This window comes from Myroides oncorhynchi (assembly GCF_020905415.1).
Taxonomy (GTDB): Bacteria; Bacteroidota; Bacteroidia; order Flavobacteriales; family Flavobacteriaceae; genus Flavobacterium; species Flavobacterium oncorhynchi_A.
On record NZ_JAJJMP010000001.1, the window covers coordinates 1,571,826 to 1,592,725 of the forward strand.

The window sequence follows — 20,900 nt, forward strand, 5'->3', positions numbered from 1 at the left end:
ATTTGTCAATCAAAAAGGGTTGTTTTTGATTGACAAGGTGTTTTGATGTGTAGGCGTACATTGGGGGGCGTATAGTAATACGCCCGTACTATTGTCGATGTAGATTGTCGATAATGATGGTAGTTACTGTGTGGACATACACGGCACGGATTACAAGTCTGCGCCAACGCAAGTATTGTGGTTACTGTGTGGAGTTATATGTGAGATGCTTCATTCTTCAGCATGACATAGATGGTGGATGTACGTTGCGCGGCGTATAGTAATACGCCTGTACTATTGCGGATGCAGATTGTCGATAATGATTGCGTTATGTTTGCGCACTACGGTAGGGGCGTAACACTTTACGCCCACATAAAATATCTTTAGATGTTTTATGCTGTGTGGAGTTATATGTGAGATGCTTCATCCTTCAGCATGACATGGATGGTGGATGTAGATGGTGATTACTGTATGGAATTATAACCTGTATAAAAACATAAAACCCCTTGCTATATAGACAAGAGGTTTCTGATTACAACCAATTTATAAATAATGACAGCTTATTACTGTCTGATTACTCATCACTGCTCACTCATTACTCATCACTGTTAACTAAGCAGTAGCAATCTTGATAATCTTTTTTATATTATCAGATTTACCCATAGAGTAGTAGTGTACGATAGGGATGCCTGCTTCTATTAGTTCTTTTGACTGCTGAGCGCACCACTCAATACCGATCTCACGGATGGCTACATTGTCTTTTGCTTTTAAGACCTCAGCCACTAAGTCGTCTGGTAGGTCAACTTTAAAGCGTTGAGGTAATAGATTTAGTTGACTTAGTGTAGCTAATGGTTTAAGTCCGGGTAGAATAGGTACATTAATACCGATGGCTCTACACTTGTCCACAAAGGCAAAGAACTTACTGTTGTCAAAAAACATTTGAGTAACGATATACTCTGCACCATTGTCTATTTTCTGCTTTAAGTACTTTAGGTCAGTGTCAAAGTTAGGAGCTTCCATATGTTTCTCAGGGTAGCCCGCTACTCCTATACAAAAGTCCGTCTTACTGGTATTCTCAAGTTCTGGGTCTAAGTAGATACCTTGGTTTAGTTCGTTTATTTGGGTTACTAATTCAGAGGCGTACTTGTTTCCTTTATGTTCAGGTTTAAAGTAAGTTTCGTTCTTTACAGCATCTCCTCTTAGGGCAACGACGTTGTCAATGCCTAAGAAGTCAAGGTCTATAAGGAAATTTTCGGTGTCTTCTTTGGTGAAGCCTCCGCACAAGATGTGCGGTATGGCGTCCAACTTGAATCTATTTTGGATAGCCGAACAAATGCCGACAGTTCCTGGTCTTTTTCTGACAACTCTTTTTTCCCACAGTCCGTTGCCTGCTTCTTTGTACTCATATTCTTCGCGGTGATACGTCACGTCTATGAAAGGAGGTTCAAACTCCATTAGCGGTTCGATAGAGTCAAATATTCCTTGAATGTTTTGCCCTTTTAACGGAGGTAATATCTCAAATGAGAATTGAGTTTTACCATTTGCTTTTTGGATATGTTCTGTTACTTTCATGATTCGTTAGTCGTTAATTTATTGTTTTGAGCTAAGTTGGGTGATAACCAACGCTCTGCTTCTTCTGTCGTTATATTTCTTCTTTCTGCATAGTCTGCTAATTGGTCTTGTTCTATTTTTCCCAATCCAAAGTATCTACTTTGTGGATGAGCAAAATAATAACCTGATACAGACGAGGCAGGGTACATCGCATAGCTTTCTGTTAAGCTTACACCGATGCGTTCTTCTACTTGTAGTACTTTCCATATTGTACCTTTCTCTAAATGATCAGGACAAGCTGGATATCCTGGTGCAGGTCTGATACCTTGGTATTCTTCTTTGATTAATTCTGCATTGCTAAGACGTTCATCTGATGCATATCCCCAAATCTCTTTACGGACACGGTGATGTAGGTACTCTGCAAAGGCTTCTACTAAGCGGTCTGCTAATACCTTAACCATAATCGCACTGTAATCGTCAAGGTCGTCTTCGTATAGCTTAGCTTTCTCATCTACACCGAAGCCTGTGCTTACACAGAACAGTCCGATGTAGTCTTCTAATCCACTGTCTTTAGGTGCTACGAAGTCTGCAAGTGCTATATTCGGTGCTTTTACATTCTTTAATGACTGTTGACGCAGTGTTAGTAACTTGTCTAATGCCTCACCTTGTTCGTTATAGACTTCGATGTCGTCATCGTTAACTTGATTTGCAGGGAAAATACCTAAGATACCTCTTGCTTCAAACCAACGCTCGTTTATAATCTTGTCTAACATAATAAGTGCATCGTCGTAAACCTGTGTAGCTGTCTGTCCGACTACCTCATCTGTCAATATCTCTGGAAACTTACCATATAACTGCCATGAGCGGAAATAAGGTGCCCAGTCGATAAAAGGCAATAACTCGTCTAACTCTACAGTGACTGTTTTAGTTCCTATAAAATTAGGTTTGACAATGTCCTTAGCATCCCATTCTACCTTGACTTTATTAGCACGAGCTTGGTCAATAGTGATGTAACTTTTGTCTCTTGCTCTTCCTAAGTAATCACGTTTCAGCTGATCATACTCTGCTCTGATATTGCCCTTAAACGTAGCTTCTACTTCTTTTTGTAAAAGTTGGTTAGCAATAGTTACAGAACGGGAAGCATCGTGTACATGTACGACACAGTTCTTATACTCGGGTGCTATCTTCACAGCAGTGTGAACACGTGAAGTAGTTGCCCCACCGATCATAATCGGGATAGTACAGTTGACCTTGTCTAACTCTTTAGCTAAGTGAACCATCTCATCTAATGACGGTGTGATAAGCCCACTTAATCCGATGATATCTACTTGCTCCTTAATAGCTGTTTCAATGATCTTCTCAGGAGACACCATTACGCCAAGGTCGATAATCTCATAGTTATTACACGCTAATACTACCGCTACTATATTCTTACCGATATCGTGTACATCCCCTCTAACGGTAGCCATTAGTATTTTGCCTGCGTTACCGATGTGTGCTTCTGCATTCTGCTTTTTGCTCTCTTCAATATAAGGCAACAGATATGCTACGGCTTTCTTCATCACACGGGCAGACTTTACTACCTGAGGTAAGAACATCTTTCCTGCGCCAAATAAGTCACCGACTACGTTCATCCCATTCATTAGATATTGTTCTATCACTTGGATAGGTTGAGGTACGCTAAGGCGGGCTTCTTCAGTATCTTCGATTACATGTGCCTCGATACCCTTCACTAAAGCGTGAGTCAAACGGTCTTGGATACTACCTGAGCGCCATTCTTGTATCTTAGCTTCTGTTATTTGAGGATTATTCTCGTTCTTAATGCTCTCCGCAAAGTCAAGTAATCGCTCCGTCGCATCAGGTCGTCTATTTAAAAGAACGTCTTCTACATGTATCATTAGATCCTTATCCACCTCATCGTAGACTTCTAACATCTCAGGATTCACTATCCCCATATTCATACCGTGCTGTATAGCGTGGTAAAGGAAGGCAGCATGCATTGCTTCACGTACTTTATTGTTCCCTCTAAAGGAGAAAGAGACATTACTTACACCACCACTTACATTGGCATAAGGAAGGTTCTCTCTAATCCATTTGGTTCCATTAAAAAAGTCTAAAGCATTGTTATTATGCTCTTCCATCCCTGTAGCAACAGGAAATATGTTAGGGTCAAAGATGATGTCCTGAGGTGCGAAATTTACTTGGTTAACTAATATATCATAAGAGCGTCTGCATATCTCTATTCTTCGTTCTAAGGAATCCGCTTGTCCATTCTCGTCAAATGCCATCACTACTGTAGCAGCGCCATAGCGTTTGATAAGTTTAGCGTGTTCGATAAATAACTCTTCTCCTTCTTTAAGGCTAATAGAGTTAACGATAGCCTTACCCTGTACAACGCGAAGACCGGCTTCTATAATTTCCCATTTAGAACTATCAATCATAATAGGCACTTTAGAAATGTCTGGTTCTGATGCGATCAAGTTTAGGAAGTTAGTCATACAGTGTACACCGTCTAACAGTCCCTCGTCCATATTGATATCGATAACCTGAGCCCCTCCTTCTACTTGCTCTCTTGCGATGGCAAGTGCTTCGTCGAATAGTTCTTCTTTAATCAAACGAAGGAACTTACGAGAACCCGTAACGTTAGTACGCTCACCGATGTTTATAAAATTAGCTTCGGCAGTCACGTAAAGCGGTTCTAATCCTGATAAGGCAAGCACAGGTTTAGGTGTGCTACGAGGGTGTGTCTTTCTCGCAGCTTTATTATTCTCTACTGCGTCAGCAATCAACCTGATGTGCTCTGGTGTAGTACCACAGCACCCACCGATGATTTGCACTAAGTTTTGACTAAGGAAGCTATCGATAAGTTGCTTCATCTCCGTAGGCGTTTGATCATATTCACCAAAGGCATTAGGCAAACCTGCATTAGGATGAGCAGAGATGTTGACAGCAGCATGTTGACTTAGCTGTTTGATATACGGCTCTAATTGCTCCGCTCCTAAGGCACAGTTAAATCCAATACTCAATAAAGGAATATGTGCAATAGAAATAAGAAATGCCTCTACTGTTTGCCCTGATAAGGTACGTCCTGATGCGTCAGTAATAGTCCCTGATATCATTATCGGAATATCTATCCCTCGCTCTGCTTGTATTTCGTCTATGGCAAATAAAGCTGCTTTAGCATTTAGCGTGTCGAATATGGTCTCTACTAAAAGTAAATCACATCCTCCGTCTAGTAAGGCTTCAGCTTGCTGTTTATAAGCTTTGCGAAGTTCTTCAAAAGTAATAGCTCTATATCCTGGGTTATTAACATCAGGAGATAAACTTGCAGTCTTATTAGTCGGTCCGATAGCTCCTGCTACATAGCGGGGTCTATCTGGATTTAATGCTTCTACTTCATCTGCTACTTCTCTTGCTATTTTAGCCGATTGGTAGTTTAATTCATATACTATATCTTCAAGGTGGTAATCAGCCATAGCTATGGTAGTACTTGAGAAGGTATTAGTCGATAAAATATCAGCTCCTGCTAAAAGATATTGTCTGTGAACTTCTTTAACAGCTTCAGGTTGAGTGATTGACAACAAGTCGTTATTTCCCTTTAGTGAATGAGCACAATCAGCAAAGCGCTCACCCCTAAAGTCTTCTTCTGAGAATCGGTAAGCCTGAAGCATAGTACCCATGGCTCCATCGAGTACTAAAGTGCGTTCTTTTAATAGGCTTCTGATATCAGTCTGTATAAGTGTTGTTGACATAATTTTCTCTTTTAATCAATTTGTTTTGAAGTGTCTTTACGTACATTTTACTGTGCAGCAGCTAATGCTTGTTCTAAGTCACGGATAATATCTTTTGTATTCTCTAAGCCTACAGATAGACGAATCAGGTTGTCTGTAATACCTGTGGCAAGTTTTTCTTCTGCAGGAACTTTACTATGTGTTGTTGAAGCAGGGTGTGTAACGATAGTTCTACTATCTCCAAGGTTCGCAGAACGACTACATAGCTGTAAGGCATTTAAGAATGCTCTACCTGCATCAAGTCCTCCTTTGATACCAAAGGCAATGATGTTACCTCCTTGTTTCATCTGTTTTTTTGCTATTTCGTATTGTGGATGACTTGGTAAGAAAGGGTATTTAGTAAACTCTACCGCTGGGTGTTGTTCTAAATACTCCGCTATGGTCAAGGCATTTTCACAATGTCTATCTACTCGCACAGCTAAAGTCTCAAGGCTCTTCGATAACACCCATGCGTTAAAGGGAGAGATGCTCGAGCCGATGGTACGACCAAATAGGTATATCTTATTTAGATATTCTTTATTACCTACTGTCACTCCTCCGCAAGCTCTACCTTGACCATCGATTAACTTAGTCGCTGAGTGTATCACTACGTGTGCTCCTAAGAGAATAGGGTTCTGTAGGTAGGGTGTAGCAAAGGTGTTGTCAACAATAAAAATAAGGTTGTGCTTCTTCGCTATCTCTCCTAAGTGGGCTAAGTCTAATATATCAACCCCTGGATTAGTCGGACTTTCTGCAAAGAGTATCTTCGTGTTGGGTTGAATCAATTGCTCTACATCGTAAACCTGGTTTAGATCAAAGTAACTTGTATCAACTCCCCACTCAGGAAACATAGTACTAAACAACCCCCTCGTAGAACCAAAGATGTTAGAACAAGAAACAATGTGGTCACCGGCTTTTAATAAAGGGAACAAGCTACAGTACACAGCTGCCATACCTGTTGCAAATGCGTATCCTGCTTCTGCGTGTTCAAATAGTCTTATCTTCTCTACAAGTTCTGTCTGATTAGGATTAGTAAAGCGAGAGTAAGAATATTGGTCTACTTCTTCTGCGAATACGGCACGCATATTCTCAGCATCGTCAAAGACAAAGCTTGAGGTTAGGTAAAGTGGTGTAGAATGCTCATTGTATTGGGAGCGCTCTGTCTGTGTTCTTATGGCTTGTGTCTCAAAACAACATCCTTCTTCATTGTTAGTTGTACTCATCTTGTTTTTGGTTTTTATAAATTAATCTCGTCACGGATTGCAAATCCGCGACAGCGGTTAACAGTGTGTTTGACACAATATTTTGTGTCACTTTTACAGTTACGTTGGTTAGTCCGTTAACTGTAAGCTGTTCACTGTAAACTATTTTATTATTTATCAGCTAATCTTAAGATATCTCCAAACACTCCACGTGCTGTAACAGATGCTCCTGCTCCTGCTCCTTGAATAATGATAGGATTGTCTCCGTAGCTCTCTGTGTATATTTCGAATATACTATCTGAGCCTTTTAACTGTCCTAAGGCAGAGCTAGTAGGTACTTCAATTAGTTTGGTTTCTAATACACCTTTGTCCTTTTGTAAGTCTCCTGATAGTTCTCCTACATAGCGAAGTACAGTGTCAGGTGCTAAGCTTTGTTTTATCTTGTCGAAGTAAGGGTTTAACTTCTCTAAGCTGTTTAAGAATGTCGGTGTATCTACTGTTTGTAATTCTGTAGGAATAAGGTTCTGTATGTTTATTTCTTCGAACTCATTCTGCAAGTCTAACTCACGTGCAAGGATTAATAACTTACGCCCTACGTCATTACCTGATAAGTCTTCACGTGGATCAGGTTCTGTATATCCTTTTTCTATTGCTTCTTTTAGCACTTCATTAAAGGGCCTATCTTGAATAGAATAGTTGTTGAAGATGTAGCTTAAGCTTCCTGAAAACACTCCTTTGATCTTCGTGATATTCTCTCCTGATAAGTGAAGAAGTTTAATCGTATCAATCAAGGGTAAACCTGCACCTACGTTCGTTTCATACAGATACTCTTTGTGATTCGCTTTTAGTGTTTGACGAAGTTCATTGTAGAAGCTATATGATATTGTATTCGCTATTTTGTTAGAAGAGATAAGGTCAAAACCATTCTCTACTAATGGGATATAGTTCTTGATAAACTCGCCCGAAGCTGTATTATCAATTGCAATTAGATTCTCTAAGTGATTTGCATTTGCATAGTCTATTACTTCTTGTATAGAATACGCTACACTCTTCTCTTTTAAGTCATCTCTCCAGTTACAGTTAATACCGCCATCGTTAAGGAGTACTTTTTTAGAGTTTCCAATAGCGAAGATGTTCAGTGATATGTTCTTCTTGTCTTCGATTGATTGAGCAGAGTGTAAGATTTGATCTATCAATGTTCCACCAACTAATCCATGTCCGAACACAGCGATATTTATCTTCTTAGCAATACCGAATATCTGTCCGTGTATAACGTTTAGTGCTTTTTTAGCTTCTTCTTTTCGAACAACTAAGCTTACGTTTTTACCTGTTACTGTATTGTTGAATAGGATAGGGACGATCTTATTCTTTACCAATGCAGCATAAGGTTTGTCAAAAGTGCTTAAGTTCTGTCCGATGATCGAGATAACAGCTAAGTCTCTGATAATAGAGATACTGTTTACATCACGAGTATAGAAGTCATTAGAGAATTCTCTATTTAAAGCATCAGCTGCTTTATCAGCGTCTTTGTCTTCAACTATAAATCCTAAACCACGCTCTGAAGAACCTTGAGAGATAACTCCTATGCTAATTCCTTCGTTAGCTAAAGCTGTGAATACACGGGCATCAATCCCTACGATACCTAATAATCCACGTCCTTCGAATTGTATTAAAGCAACATTAGACTGAACAGAAAGTGACTTGATTCCCTTAGCTGTTGATTTATTAGATATCAATGTTCCTTTGTTCTCAGGGTTTAGTGTGTTTAAGATTCGAAGCGGAATATTATTCTCTACTAAAGGCAATATCGTTTTAGCATGTAAGATAGATGCTCCGAAGTTTGCCAACTCATTAGCTTCGTCAAAGTGAAGTTCTTCTATCTTCTGTGCGTTCTTTACCCAATCAGGGTTAGCAGTATAAATACCATCAACGTGTGTATAGTTTTGCAATTCATCTGCTTGAATGAAGTTTGCTAATAAAGCCGCTGAGTAGTTGCTACCATTGCGTCCAAGTGTAGTAGTTTCTCCTTTATCAGTTGCCCCAATAAAACCTGTCACTACAGCTATTGTTCCTTTGTCTAAGTTGTCAAAGTAAGCTTTAGTTTTTTGTTTTGATATTTCATCTATCGCTTGTGCGCTACCGAAGTTGTTGTCTGTGATAAAGAATTGACGGCTATCTACTGAAGTTGCTTTAATGCCTTTTGCATTTAACTGAGCAGCTAATATCTTGCTCGATATTAATTCCCCCTGTGCTAATACTTGGTCTTTAATTTTTACTCCATAGTCTTCAATTAAAGAAACTCCTTCATATAATTTGCTCAATACTTCTATTTCAGTAAGTATATCTGCCTCATTGTGGTATGTTCTGTTTTTGAATGCCTCAAAAGCAGTTGTGTAATCTTGTTTAGTCTTAGCTAAGTCTAATATGTTTTCAAGGGTATCTGTTGTGTCTCCGATAGCAGAAACAACGATAGTGATAGGTCCTTCACTTATTTTATTTTTGACAATGTTTATAACGTTTTCAAAAGCTTGTCCTGATGCAAGAGATTTTCCTCCAAACTTTAATACTTTCATGATGTGCTGATTTTAGAATAATGGTTTTAGTAAATTGTTTAATTGTTCGTATTCAATTAAAAAGGCATCGTGGCCGTGTATTGATTGAATCTCTTGGTATGTAATGTGTTTACAACAGTCTTTTAATAAGGCTACTGTGTGCTCTTGTTCTTTGTTTGTGAACATATAATCTGTATCTACTGCTATACAGTGTATTTGTGCACTTGTTTGTTGAGCAAAAGCCTTTAAACTATCTTGTGTTTGTTCTTGGCCTATTGTTTTCAGAAGGTGATTCATCAACTTATAAGCGGGTAGTTTAAAGCGATCTTCTAAACTCTGCCCATGGTACTTTAGCCAACTCTCTATAGCGTATTGGTTTTCACTTTCTTTAAAACCATTGGCGAACTTCTGCTGGAGCGATGCAGGAGTACGGTAGAGTAGCATAGCATGCATACGTGCATCTTCTATAGGTCGAGTCGAATTATTCAGAATGCTATCTTGTACTAAGGCATTTCCTATTAACCAATCTGATGCTTTACAACTTGTAGCGATAGGGATTAAATGATCTACAGCTGTTGGTCTTAAGAAGGCTAATTCCCAAGCGATACTTCCTCCTAAACTTCCACCGATGACAGCGTATAAGTGACTAACGTGTAGTCTGTCTAACGCTTTCCAAAACACTTCTGCGATAACCTTAGTAGTTATTGCTTTATAATCTTGGATGAGGTGAGTCTCTTGTTTGTTGTATCCATTTCCTGGAATGTCAAAAGCGATAACAGTGTATTTATTAAGGTCGATTACTTTATCATAACCCACTAAGCTATTCCACCATCCGTTGTCTCCTGCCACTTGACTATTTCCTGTCAAGGCGTGGTTCACCAACACAATTGGAGCACTGTGTAAGGGTTGTCCCACCACCTGATAGGTGAAGTGAAAAGTATGTGTAGTTCCGTTTGGTAGTGTGTGATTAGTGATTGTTATTTCTTGTAAGCGACTCATGGTATTCTATTGTTATTTATTGTGCTAATGCTTGTTTGATATCTTCTATTAAATCTTCTGTTTCTTCTAATCCTATAGATAGTCGTATTAGACTTTCTGATATACCTGCTTGTATTTTTGTTTCCTTAGGAACTGATCCATGTGACATCTCAAAAGGGTAGTTGCTTAAACTCTTTATTCCTCCTAAGCCCTCAGTCAGTATGAATAGTTCTAATCCTTGAATGAACTTTAAGGCAGCTTCTTTAGTATTGTCTTTTAAGTCAAAACTGATGACTCCTCCATAGTACTTCTGTTGCTTCTTAGCCAACTCATGTCCTTCGTGGCTTTTTAATCCTGGATAATATATCTTGTTTATCCTAGGATGTGTGCTGAGGTATTCTGCTATCTGTAAGGCATTCTCTGAATATCCCTTATATCTTAACAGCAGTGTTTCAATCCCTCTTATGGTAAGAAAGCTATCAAAAGGACTAAGGATTGCTCCTGTAGAGTTCTGATGAAACTTAATAATCTTACCAATCTCTTCTGTCTTGGTGATAACTAAGCCTGCTACTACGTCTGAGTGCCCTGCGATATACTTAGTGGCACTGTGTACGACAAGGTCAGCTCCTAAGTCTAATGGCTTCTGTGCTATTGGGGTAGCGAAAGTATTATCAACGCATAGCCAAACCTTGTGTTCTTTAGCAATAGTAGCGATGGCTTGAATATCTGATATTCGCAGGGTTGGGTTAGTAGGGCTTTCTATCCAAATCAACTTGGTTTTATTATTGATTGCCTTTTCTATATTCTCTACCACTGTTGTATCTACATAATGTGTCTTGATCCCAAACTTTGCATATACCTCATTCAACAGTCTGTAAGTCCCACCATAAATATTGGCTACTGCAATGACTTCATCTCCTTGACTTAATGTTTTAAACACTGCATCTATCGCTGCAAGCCCACTTCCAAAAGCAAATCCCTTTGCTCCGTTTTCTAAAGAAGCGATTAAATCTTCAAGTACTTGGCGTGTAGGGTTATTAGTACGGCCGTAATCAAATCCCTTATTAACACCTGGTGCTTCTTGACCGAACGTTGAGGTCTGATAGATTGGCACTGCTATAGCTCCTGTATGTGGGTCTATCGGAATGTGTTTTAGTATATCTGTTTGGGTACTCATTTTATAATGTTTTAAATACGTTAGCTAAATCTGCTTTTAAGTCCTCGATGTTTTCTATTCCTACTGATAATCTGATTAAGTCAGGTGCTACTCCTGTTGCTTTTTGTTCTGCTACGCTTAATTGTTGATGTGTAGTAGAAGCAGGGTGGATGATTAATGACTTGGTATCTCCGATGTTTGCTACTAAAGAGAAAAGCTTGGTGTCGTTAGCAACAGTCTTCGCTGCTTCAAACCCTTTCTTCAATCCGAATGTAACTACACCACTTTGTCCTTTAGGTAAGTACTCTTTTGCTAAATCGTAGTAAGCACTTGACTTTAGACCTGGATAATTAACCCATGCTACAGTGTCTTGCTTCTCTAACCACTCTGCTAATGCAAGCGCGTTCTCACTGTGTTTTTGGATTCTAATAGGCAATGTCTCTAATCCTTGGATGATTTGGAAAGCATTAAGTGGGCTAAGTGCCGCGCCTAAATCTCTTAATCCTTCTACTCTTACCTTAGCTATGAATGCTGCATTACCTAAAGCTTCGTGGTAAACAAGACCATGATATCCTGGTGATGGCTCTGTAAACTCTGGGAACTTACCACTTGACCAATCGAATGTTCCTGCATCAATTATTGCTCCTCCTAATGAAGTACCATTTCCTGTGATGTATTTCGTAAGTGAGTGAATAACGATATTAGCACCGTGTTGTATTGGATTAAGAAGAGCAGGTGACGCTACTGTGTTATCTACGATAAACGGTATGTTAAACTCCTTAGCGATCTTTGCTACTGCTTTAAGGTTAATGATGTCTAACTTCGGATTACCTAAACTCTCTACGAATATTGCTTTTGTATTGTCTTGAATATTGTTTCTGAAGTTGTCTATGTTAGAGGGATCAACGAATGTAGTGTTGATACCAAAACGTGGAAGCGTCACATTGAATAAGTTATATGTTCCACCGTATAAGCTATTAGATGATAAGATATGATCACCTGCTTTTAGCAATGTTAAGAACGCTGTAGAGATAGCTGATGCTCCTGAAGCTGTTACTACTGCTCCGATACCTCCTTCAAGTGCTGCTAAGCGTTGTTCTAAGATATCGTTAGTAGGATTGTTTAATCTTGTATAGATATATGCAGGGATAGATAGGTTAAATGCACCTGCTGCATGATCCGCATTTTCGAATACATATGATGAAGTCTGATAGATAGGCACTGCTCTTGTTCCTGCTGTTGCTTGTACATTGTGTCCTGCGTGTAATGCTTGTGTTGAAAAGTTTAAATTGCTCATGGTTGATTATATTTTAAATGTTTTGGTTACTAATTTGTGGGCATAAAAAAAGTCCCTTCGGCACTGCCGAAAGGACTTCAAGTATTCTAATCTTGTTTTTAGATTATGACTAACTCGTAGACTTTAGGCAATAGGGCGGTGTGAACATCATCATGTTCATCATCATCATTGCCATCATCATTGTGTTAGTATTGTAAATCATGGTATTGTTTTTATTCTAATTATATACTGTTGAAATTGGTGTAAAAAAAAAGCCCTCGCTATTGCAAGGGCTTTATATATGTTATTTTGAATTTAAGTTTATGCAAATAACAAGCCCTGCGGATTTCTCCACATCATCATTGTCATCATCATTGTATAAACTGTATTCATTATTTCTTCTTTGTTTTTGTTGTTACAAATATCAGTAATTTATTTTGGAATAAACAAAATAAAAATAACTTTTTTTATAATTTTAAGTAAAAATCCTTTACAAGTGCCTCAAATGCTGGGGTGTACTGATGTCTCTGTACTTCGATAGTTAGCTCGTCTAACGGTATTTTATCTACTAATTGACGTGAAAAAGCAATTAAGCTACGCTTGATTTCGGCTTGTTCGTTCCCTCGAACGCGAGTTACCTTAAACGGATAGATACCAAATTCAGCTGCTAAACGGATCATAGTGTCTTCTTCCTTAGCTGGAATAATCACACTAAATACCCCTTTCTCAGACAAGAAGTATTCTACAGCTTCAACTAATAAGTCAAAAGGCATAGCATCCTGAAAGCGTGCCATGTCTCTCTGTTTATCATTTGTTTGATAGTCTTCACTATAGAATGGAGGATTAGAGATAATCAAGTCATACTCTTCTTCCATCTCATTAGCGAAAGTCTCTAAGTCAGCATGGTAGCAGAATAGTCTATCTCCCCAAGGGCTGTTCTCAAAGTTGTCTATCGCTTGTTCATGTGCACTCTCATCTATTTCTACTCCATCTATTTGTTCAGCATAAGTACGCTGAGCCATCATTAAGGCTAATAGTCCTGTGCCTGACCCAATGTCTAATACACTATAAGGATTGTGATCTACAGGTGTCCAAGCGCCTAATAGCACTCCATCTGTACCTACTTTCATCGCGCATTTATCCTGCTGTATTGTGAACTGTTTAAACTCAAACATCTTGTTTATTCTTTTTACAAAAGTACAAAAAGGAGATGTAGTGACCTAATAGAGGAAGGTGCAGAAATTTATGGTTTTATCTATGTTGTTCAGTGAGTAAAAATTATTCTTCTAAAGCGATGCTATTAATGTGCTGATCTAATATACTCTGAAACTTAACTATGTTATTAAACTCTGATATCTTTTTATAAATAAGTGATTCATCTAATACTGCAAGTTTCTTAGTGTAAATATATCCTTTAGTCACAGGTGGTTTCAGTGGGGTAATTAAGTCAGTATTGTCAAAAGCTATTCCAAAAGAACCTCCTATTACCTGAGTAGTCACCATCATAATGATATAGTCTTTACTTTTGTGGACTGAACTATTAGAAATTATTAAAGCAGGTTAGGTCAGTAAAAGGAAACTTCACAAGAACTAAGTCACGCTGCTTGTAATTCATTATTATATAGAATTAATAACTATTCCAATATTCATCATTTTCCTGCTCCCACTCTTTAGCAAAAGCTTTAATAGAAATTAGATCTATAGTTTTATTTAACTCTGACGGGGAAAGTAGAGAGTCTGCTATATTATCAACAATACATGAACTATCAACAGAAGTATTGTCTTCTGCTTTTATGATATTAGGGTCTATTACTTTGAGAGTATTAGTCATCATATCGTTGTATTAAAGATTCTATGCAAAGATAATAATAAAAAATAAACTACTGATAGTGATGTTATTAGATTACTTGTTTTTTTTTTAAAATCACGTTCAATAGCGTTCTTACTATCACCTACTTTTTTATTGAAGTATTCAGCAGTAGTTTGGTTTAAGACAGTTCCCTTTTCTTCTAATAATTGTGCATAGGTTTTGTTAGCTGCTATTTTACGAGCTTTGGTGGTTTGGTCTTTAGTGTACTTAGTATATTTCTCATTGGCAAGTATATCCCAATTTGTAGTTTTTTTTTGACTATTAGTTAGTTCGAATCTTAGTACCCGACAAAAATGTTAAATATCTGATTTACAACAAAATAGGCGAGACATATATTTGTAAAAAAGGCTGATATTCAGTATCTTAAAGGAAAAATTCTCACGTAATGCCTTTAGAAACGAACAACAGCCTAGATTACAAAAGTACAGAACTTTTAACGATATTAAAAGGAGGTTTTAAGGATAAACTCAATTTAGCTAGGATCAGTTTTATTTCCTTATTTATCGTGGCTCTATGCAAAGTAAAGTCAGTCAATTTTACAAATATATCTATAGCATTTGACAACTCAGTTAAAGCAGAAAGTAACTGTAGGCGTATTCAACGTTTTGTTTATGATGCTAAGTTAACATCTGAACTTGTAGCTAAGTTCATCTTTGCTATTCTTCCTAAACAAGATAAATATACCCTTGTTATAGATCGTACAAACTGGAAGTTTGGAAATCAAAACATCAACATACTGATGCTTGGTGTTTGTTACAAAAATGTTGCTTTCCCTTTAATATTTAAGATGTTAGATAAAAAAGGAAACTCAAATACCAATGAGAGAAAAGAACTCATTAATGATTTTATAGAATGGTTTGGAAAAGATTGTATAGAGTGCTTATTAGCTGATAGAGAGTTTATTGGAGAACGTTGGATAGAATATTTGAATAACGAAAGAATTAGGTATTATATACGTATTCGAAACAATTTTAAAGTTTATCTACCTCATAAGCAAGAAGATAAATATGCATATCATCTGTTTTACAATTTAAAAGTTGGAGAGTTTAGAGCTTATGAAAAAATTGTGTATCTACATGGACAACTATGTTATCTGTCAGCCACAAAGATAATGACAGATGGCAAAACTGATTATTGTATAATTGTAAGTTTTAATAAACCCGAAAATGCTTCTGAAAAATATAAAGAAAGATGGCAAATAGAAACATTATTTAGAGCAATGAAGTCAAGTGGTTTTAATATTGAAGACACGCATTTAAAGTGTATGAAAAAACTTGAACAGCTCATTATGCTAGTAATGCTTGCACTTGTTTGGTGCTATAAAATTGGAGATTATATCGATACATACATTAAACCTATATCCTTCAAAAAACATAGAAATAGAAGTATTAGTGTAGTAAAATTAGGCCTTGATTACTTGGCTAGACTATTTCATTCTAAAGTTAATCAACTAAATATCAATGTATTTTGTTTTTTGTCGTGTACTTAGAGTTCGAATATAAAGTGATTGAGTTATTAATTTAACATCCGTATATTAGTATCTTAAAATCAACAGTATGGAAATTTTTAAGGGTCAAAACATTCTTAACTTAGTAAAAGAACTACCAGATGACGAATCTTGTAAAGCTTATCTAAGTAAAATAAAGTGGTCAAACGGTTTTACTTGTGTAAAATGTGGACACAAAAAAGGTTGCTTAAAATCTAATCATTCATACTATTGCTATAACTGTGAACATGTTGAAAGCTCAACAGCTAATACCTTATTTCACAAAGTCAAATTTGGTTTACATAAAGCATTTATGATTGTGTTTGAAATGACAACTTCTACCAAAAGCATATCTAGTATTCAAATGGGTAAACGCTATGGTATAAGCCAGCCAACAGCGTGGGGCTTTATGCATAAAGTTCGTTTAGCTATGCAAAGTAGCGAGCAATCTCCTATGACTGAGACAGTCCATGTTGATGAGTTTGTTGTAGGGGGATACGAACAAGGAAAACCAGGAAGAAGTTACGACACCAAAAAAGCTAAAGCAGTGATAGCTGTAGAGTTAAATACTGAAAGAAAAGTAAAAAGAGCCTATGTTAAGTGTATTGACGATTACTCTGCTAAGTCATTAACTACTATATTCGAACAACACATTTCAGAAGATGCTAATGTAGTTACAGATAAATGGAGGGGATACAATCCCTTGAAAAAAAAGTATAACATCACTCAAAAAGAAAGTGATAAAGGTGCTAATTTTAAAGAATTACACGTGATAATTCACCAACTTAAATCCTGGATTAGGACTGTACCTTCACATATCAATAAGAAATACATCCAAGCTTACTTTAATGAGTTCGTATATAGATTAAATAGATCCTTATTTAAGGAAACTATTTTTCATAACACAATTGTAAAGATGGTTAAAGCGAAACCAACCACTTTAAATATGATTAGCGGAAACTAAATAGATAACTCAATAAAGTGATTCTCGCTATCCCAAGCTTTAACAACAAACCCTGGTAGATTAACGAATTTATACGGACCATTTTGCCCAGGTATATCTTGTGTGAACAGTACTGTCCACTCTCTGCCTTTATAAGATGCAGTTGCTTCTTGTACTTTATAGTCATTCCAAGTTTTTACTTCTGGTTGTATTGTCCATTTTATTACATTCTTATCTTCTTCATAATAGCTTAAATCTAGCCCTATCTTATCGTAGAATGTTGTGTTCTTACCATCTGTAAAGACAGTCCATTTAATAATAGATTGATTGTTTTTCTGTGGAGTATCTGTATTCAGTGATTCTAAGTACTCATAGTTTTTCAAATCAGTAAAACGACTCTTATTCTCATTTACATCTAAGATAGCTACACCATCACGTACAAGTTTCTTTGCACCATTAGCCACACTAATCTTATAATTATATCGCATTATTTCTATGTGGGGCGTTTGTGCTACTAGAGGAGTTGTGAATACTAGAAATAAAAAGAACAAATACTTAGTCATAAGGATGGTTGTTTGGGATAAATTAAGTTAATAACTTATCTAATATACTGATTTTATTTCAAGATTGTGTTTATAAAATATTATATCTCCCACACCCTATACCACCTTATCAACTCTTTAAAGCTTCTGATATGGATGAAGGTAGCTGAGCTATTGTTAATCATTTCTAGATATTTAGTACTTTTCTTAGGAGCTTCGAATAAGATATACTTGACCATCTTCATGCTAAATTGACCCTTGGCACCATCTAAGTTGCCAGGGCGAGTATCTCTATGCGTGATACTGCGCTTTATATATCTATACAGTGCTCCGATAGGAGAGAAGTCTAGCCAGATAATGCACGTAGCCTCTTTAAATCGCTCAGGCATTAAGAAGCTATAGTTACCTTCTATCACCCAGTATGTATGATCCGTTAAGAATGCCTGATGATCAGCTGTCATAAGTGCTTTATCACGAGGTGCCCAGTCTGTATTAGGGATATGAGCTATCTGATCTAAATGAAGGATATTTAGATTCAGTTTCTTCCCTAAAGCTTGTGCTAGAGTAGACTTGCCAGAAGAGCTAAGCCCAATGATGCAGATGCGATTACCTAAGTGATGTAGTGCTACCATAATCGACAAATATAAAAATAAAAGAACCTCGAATCTGTTGATTCGAGGTTTTGTATATTAAGATAGATATTATCTTTTTAAGTAGATATCTAATAGTCCAACAGGTACATGTAGATATAGCTTTTTATTTTCACGATCCACTTTATGTATAAGCTCATCGATCATCGGTACTAATATTTCAGTTCCGTTAAAGTCTATTTCGAATATCGGTTGGTAGTTACTATCATTTACTCTTTTTAATGTACCTATATTTCCTTCAGTAGTATCTATTACATCGAAGTCAGTGATCTCGTGGTAGTAGAATTTGTTTCCTTCTAATTTAGGAAGCATCGTTAAAGGTAGGTAAATCTCTGATCCGACTAGTCGGTCAGCATCTACTTCTGAGTTAGATTCTTCAAATTTAACTCTTAGAAAATCGCTTTTATGTAATGAAGCTTGTTCCATAAAAAAAGGAACCAGTTGTCCGTCGAAGTCGACGAACACTGATTCCAAGTTTTCGTATAACTCAGGTTCATCGGTATCTAAATAAATAAGTACCTCCCCTTTAAAGCTAAATTTTTTTGCGATTTTGCCTAAATAGAAACAATCCTTTTTACGCATCTCGCTAATAAATTATGCTTGAGTTTCTTCGTTGCTTTCTTCAGCAGCTACTTCAGCAGTTTCTTCTGCAGGAGCAACAGCAGCAGCAGCTTTAGCTTGAGCAGCAGCAGCACGTTTTGCGTTTACTTCTTTCTCAGCAGCTAATCTTGCAGCTTTGTCAGCAGCTTTGTTAGATGATAAACCATCTTTCTTAGCGTTGATTTTAGCAGCTTTTTCTTCTAACCAAGCAGCGAATTTCGCGTCAGCTTGCTCTTGAGTTAAAGCTCCTTTGTTAACTCCACCTTGTAAGTGGTGTTTTAACATTGCTCCTTTGTAAGAAAGTAATGTTCTAGCAGTATCTGTAGGTTGAGCACCGTTGAATAACCATTTAACAGCAGCATCAACATTTAATTCTACAGTTGCAGGGTTAGTGTTAGGATTGTAAGTTCCGATTTTCTCTAAGAATTTACCATCTCTTTTAGCGCGTGCGTCAGCAGCTACTACCCAGTAAAAAGGTTTTCCTTTTTTACCGTGTCTTTGTAATCTAATTTTTACAGACATAATTAATTTAATTAGTTGAGGTACCCGACCTCGGTTTTATAATTCCGGCAAAGGTAATATTTATTTTGATGTAATGAGAGATAATAATAACTTTTTTAAACTTCTATTGTGTTGATTATGTGTTCTTTTCTGTGGATGTCACTTTTGCTATGTTTGTTTTTTGGTAGATAGTACTTAGACTACTGTCATAAGTATTGGTTTTCATTAGTTGCGTAACTGCAAAACTGTACTGTTTTTTATCTTCAAAATTCGAGTACATTAGATCTATTGAATGAAGTCATTTTAAGTTATTATTTACTCTAATTATTAGTTAGATTACTAATTGGTTGAATAATGAGAATTCAGTAAGCTTATTGTGAGGTTATTTACTTGATAACAAAATATAAAGATGTAGTAAAAATAGTTGGTTTTTAATATGTATATTTGGAAAGTATTGAATGTCAATATTTAGTATGTTTTTAGACCAATTTTCGAGGTCAATTTTCAAAATAATCAGATTAGATATAAGTAAAGATAATTTAGGCGTTTTTATGCTGTTTTGGTTCATGTGAGTCCATAGTGACTCCATTAAAACAGCCTTTTTAATAGATTCACTATGGCCTTACTATGTTGTCAGTATACAGTCATGTGAACGGAGATAAGAACATCTTTAAAAGTAGTTATTGCTAAAGTGGTTTTGGATTTGGAAAGAGTAAAATAGATTTAATTCTTAAGAGATAGGATCCTTGATTTCTAGTGAAATTGAAATAAATATATACTTATAAAGATACAAATTTAAATTGTAGATATAGAAAGTGATAGACTAAAAGGAAGTTTGTTTCTGTATACTAGTTAGAATGTTAAGTATAGTTTGTTGTATTTCTAGGTTATTCAGTAATTATTAAAAGTTAATATTATATTAAAATAAAGCTTTTTTGTGTGAGTAAAATACTATATTTTTGTAAACGCTGTTATTAAAGAAGATAGTTAAGAAATATGAAAAAGATAATAGGTATATTTTTATTGATTTTAGGATTGTGCTTCATCGCTTGTGAGAATGAGACGAAGACAGGGGATCCTAGTATTATTGCTATGGTTAATAATGAACAATATACAATACAATCTGGTGCGAGTGGTGTAAAGTTTGAAACATGGAGACCTCAATATGAGGATTTGAAAGTAGCTAATGAAAATGTTTTTTTCATGAAGGCTGAGACTGATACTACTATGTTTGCTTTGCGTGTACCTTATACACTATTTGAGAATCAGCCAAAAAGGGATTTTTATTTTGGAGATGTTAAGCAATTTGAGGAGAGTGGTGTAAGAGATACTCTTGCTTTTGCGCAATATATAGTTTTTGATATGAATACTAAAGTTCAAATAGCTGTTTATAGAACTGCTGAAAGTATTACTAATACTGGTAGATTCAAGTATATTGATGATACAAAGCAGGTACCAGGAACTATTACGGCTAGTTTTTACGCTAATATGGAGAAGGGGAAACCCGAAGGCTTTGATAAATTAAGCGATAAACAGAAAGAGTTTTATGAAAAACTTCAACCTATGAAATCATTCCAAGATGGTATGATTTATAGAATGCCAGTGAGTGCTGGAAAATAATTTAATTACGAATTTTTTGCCTTCGGCATGAAGTCACAGATTTCAAATCTGCGACAGCGTTTTGAAGGAATAAAATATATGAAGACTACTCGTTTACGGGTGGTCTTTTTTTTATTCACAAAACAAAAGAGTGATATCACAACAAGCCAACAACAACTTTATGATATCACAACTTCACAGAAGAACAAAAGAACAGAATCATAAAAGTTTTGTAACTTTGTGTT

At 36.5% G+C, this 20,900-nt stretch carries 17 protein-coding genes; 3 read left to right on the forward strand and 14 right to left on the reverse strand.

All coding sequences use genetic code 11. The annotated features are described in order from the left end of the window. Positions 1-591 precede the first annotated feature (591 nt). The 10 genes from metF to LNQ81_RS07010 all read right to left on the reverse strand — a co-directional run bounded on the left by metF (position 592) and on the right by LNQ81_RS07010 (position 14,298). A complete protein-coding gene (gene metF, locus LNQ81_RS06965) occupies positions 592-1,551 on the reverse strand; it encodes a methylenetetrahydrofolate reductase [NAD(P)H] (protein WP_229945428.1) in 960 nt (319 codons plus the stop codon). Next, positions 1,548-5,282, reverse strand: coding sequence for a methionine synthase (metH, locus tag LNQ81_RS06970; protein ID WP_255669426.1), 3,735 nt, complete (start codon positions 5,280-5,282; stop codon positions 1,548-1,550). The genes metF and metH overlap by 4 nt, the downstream gene beginning before the upstream one ends. A gap of 47 nt (positions 5,283-5,329) precedes the next feature. After that, on the reverse strand, positions 5,330-6,523 hold the full coding sequence (locus LNQ81_RS06975; protein WP_229945429.1) for a trans-sulfuration enzyme family protein: 1,194 nt from the start codon (positions 6,521-6,523) through the stop codon (positions 5,330-5,332). Positions 6,524-6,672: 149 nt separating this feature from the next. Then, a complete protein-coding gene (gene thrA, locus LNQ81_RS06980) occupies positions 6,673-9,075 on the reverse strand; it encodes a bifunctional aspartate kinase/homoserine dehydrogenase I (protein ID WP_229945430.1) in 2,403 nt (800 codons plus the stop codon). 12 nt (positions 9,076-9,087) lie between these two features. Further along, positions 9,088-10,053, reverse strand: a complete 966-nt coding sequence (locus LNQ81_RS06985; RefSeq protein ID WP_229945431.1) for an alpha/beta fold hydrolase — start codon at positions 10,051-10,053, stop codon at positions 9,088-9,090. A 16-nt stretch (positions 10,054-10,069) separates the two neighbouring features. Beyond that, entirely contained in the window at positions 10,070-11,209 is a 1,140-nt protein-coding gene (locus LNQ81_RS06990; RefSeq protein WP_229945432.1) for a trans-sulfuration enzyme family protein, read from the reverse strand. Between the two features lies 1 nt (position 11,210). Then, positions 11,211-12,485, reverse strand: coding sequence for an O-acetylhomoserine aminocarboxypropyltransferase/cysteine synthase family protein (locus LNQ81_RS06995; RefSeq protein ID WP_229945433.1), 1,275 nt, complete (start codon positions 12,483-12,485; stop codon positions 11,211-11,213). A 446-nt stretch (positions 12,486-12,931) separates the two neighbouring features. Then, positions 12,932-13,639, reverse strand: a complete 708-nt coding sequence (locus LNQ81_RS07000) for a tRNA1(Val) (adenine(37)-N6)-methyltransferase (RefSeq protein ID WP_229945434.1) — start codon at positions 13,637-13,639, stop codon at positions 12,932-12,934. Positions 13,640-13,742: 103 nt separating this feature from the next. Then, the gene (locus tag LNQ81_RS07005; protein ID WP_229945435.1) at positions 13,743-13,970 is read right to left on the reverse strand and encodes a hypothetical protein; all 228 of its coding nucleotides are present in this window, start codon (positions 13,968-13,970) and stop codon (positions 13,743-13,745) included. 121 nt (positions 13,971-14,091) lie between these two features. Then, positions 14,092-14,298 carry a hypothetical protein gene (locus tag LNQ81_RS07010; RefSeq protein WP_229945436.1) on the reverse strand — a complete coding sequence of 69 codons (207 nt, stop codon included), beginning with the start codon at positions 14,296-14,298 and terminating at the stop codon, positions 14,092-14,094. A 421-nt stretch (positions 14,299-14,719) separates the two neighbouring features. Between LNQ81_RS07010 and LNQ81_RS07015 the strand changes: the two genes are divergently transcribed. After that, positions 14,720-15,823, forward strand: a complete 1,104-nt coding sequence (locus LNQ81_RS07015; protein ID WP_229945437.1) for an IS4 family transposase — start codon at positions 14,720-14,722, stop codon at positions 15,821-15,823. A 67-nt stretch (positions 15,824-15,890) separates the two neighbouring features. Beyond that, positions 15,891-16,784 carry an IS1595 family transposase gene (locus LNQ81_RS07020; protein WP_229945071.1) on the forward strand — a complete coding sequence of 298 codons (894 nt, stop codon included), beginning with the start codon at positions 15,891-15,893 and terminating at the stop codon, positions 16,782-16,784. Here the strand turns inward: LNQ81_RS07020 and LNQ81_RS07025 are convergent. From LNQ81_RS07025 to LNQ81_RS07040, 4 genes are all read right to left on the reverse strand, one after another. After that, positions 16,781-17,326 carry a GLPGLI family protein gene (locus tag LNQ81_RS07025; protein WP_229945438.1) on the reverse strand — a complete coding sequence of 182 codons (546 nt, stop codon included), beginning with the start codon at positions 17,324-17,326 and terminating at the stop codon, positions 16,781-16,783. The two genes, LNQ81_RS07020 and LNQ81_RS07025, sit on opposite strands and share 4 nt — an antisense overlap. A gap of 80 nt (positions 17,327-17,406) precedes the next feature. Beyond that, on the reverse strand, positions 17,407-17,937 hold the full coding sequence (locus LNQ81_RS07030; protein WP_229945439.1) for a P-loop NTPase family protein: 531 nt from the start codon (positions 17,935-17,937) through the stop codon (positions 17,407-17,409). A 69-nt stretch (positions 17,938-18,006) separates the two neighbouring features. Next, positions 18,007-18,537 carry a ribosome maturation factor RimM gene (gene rimM / locus LNQ81_RS07035; protein ID WP_229945440.1) on the reverse strand — a complete coding sequence of 177 codons (531 nt, stop codon included), beginning with the start codon at positions 18,535-18,537 and terminating at the stop codon, positions 18,007-18,009. A 12-nt stretch (positions 18,538-18,549) separates the two neighbouring features. Continuing rightward, on the reverse strand, positions 18,550-19,077 hold the full coding sequence (locus LNQ81_RS07040; RefSeq protein ID WP_229945441.1) for a 30S ribosomal protein S16: 528 nt from the start codon (positions 19,075-19,077) through the stop codon (positions 18,550-18,552). A 975-nt stretch (positions 19,078-20,052) separates the two neighbouring features. Between LNQ81_RS07040 and LNQ81_RS07045 the strand changes: the two genes are divergently transcribed. Further along, on the forward strand, positions 20,053-20,676 hold the full coding sequence (locus tag LNQ81_RS07045) for a hypothetical protein (protein ID WP_229945442.1): 624 nt from the start codon (positions 20,053-20,055) through the stop codon (positions 20,674-20,676). Positions 20,677-20,900 lie beyond the last annotated feature (224 nt).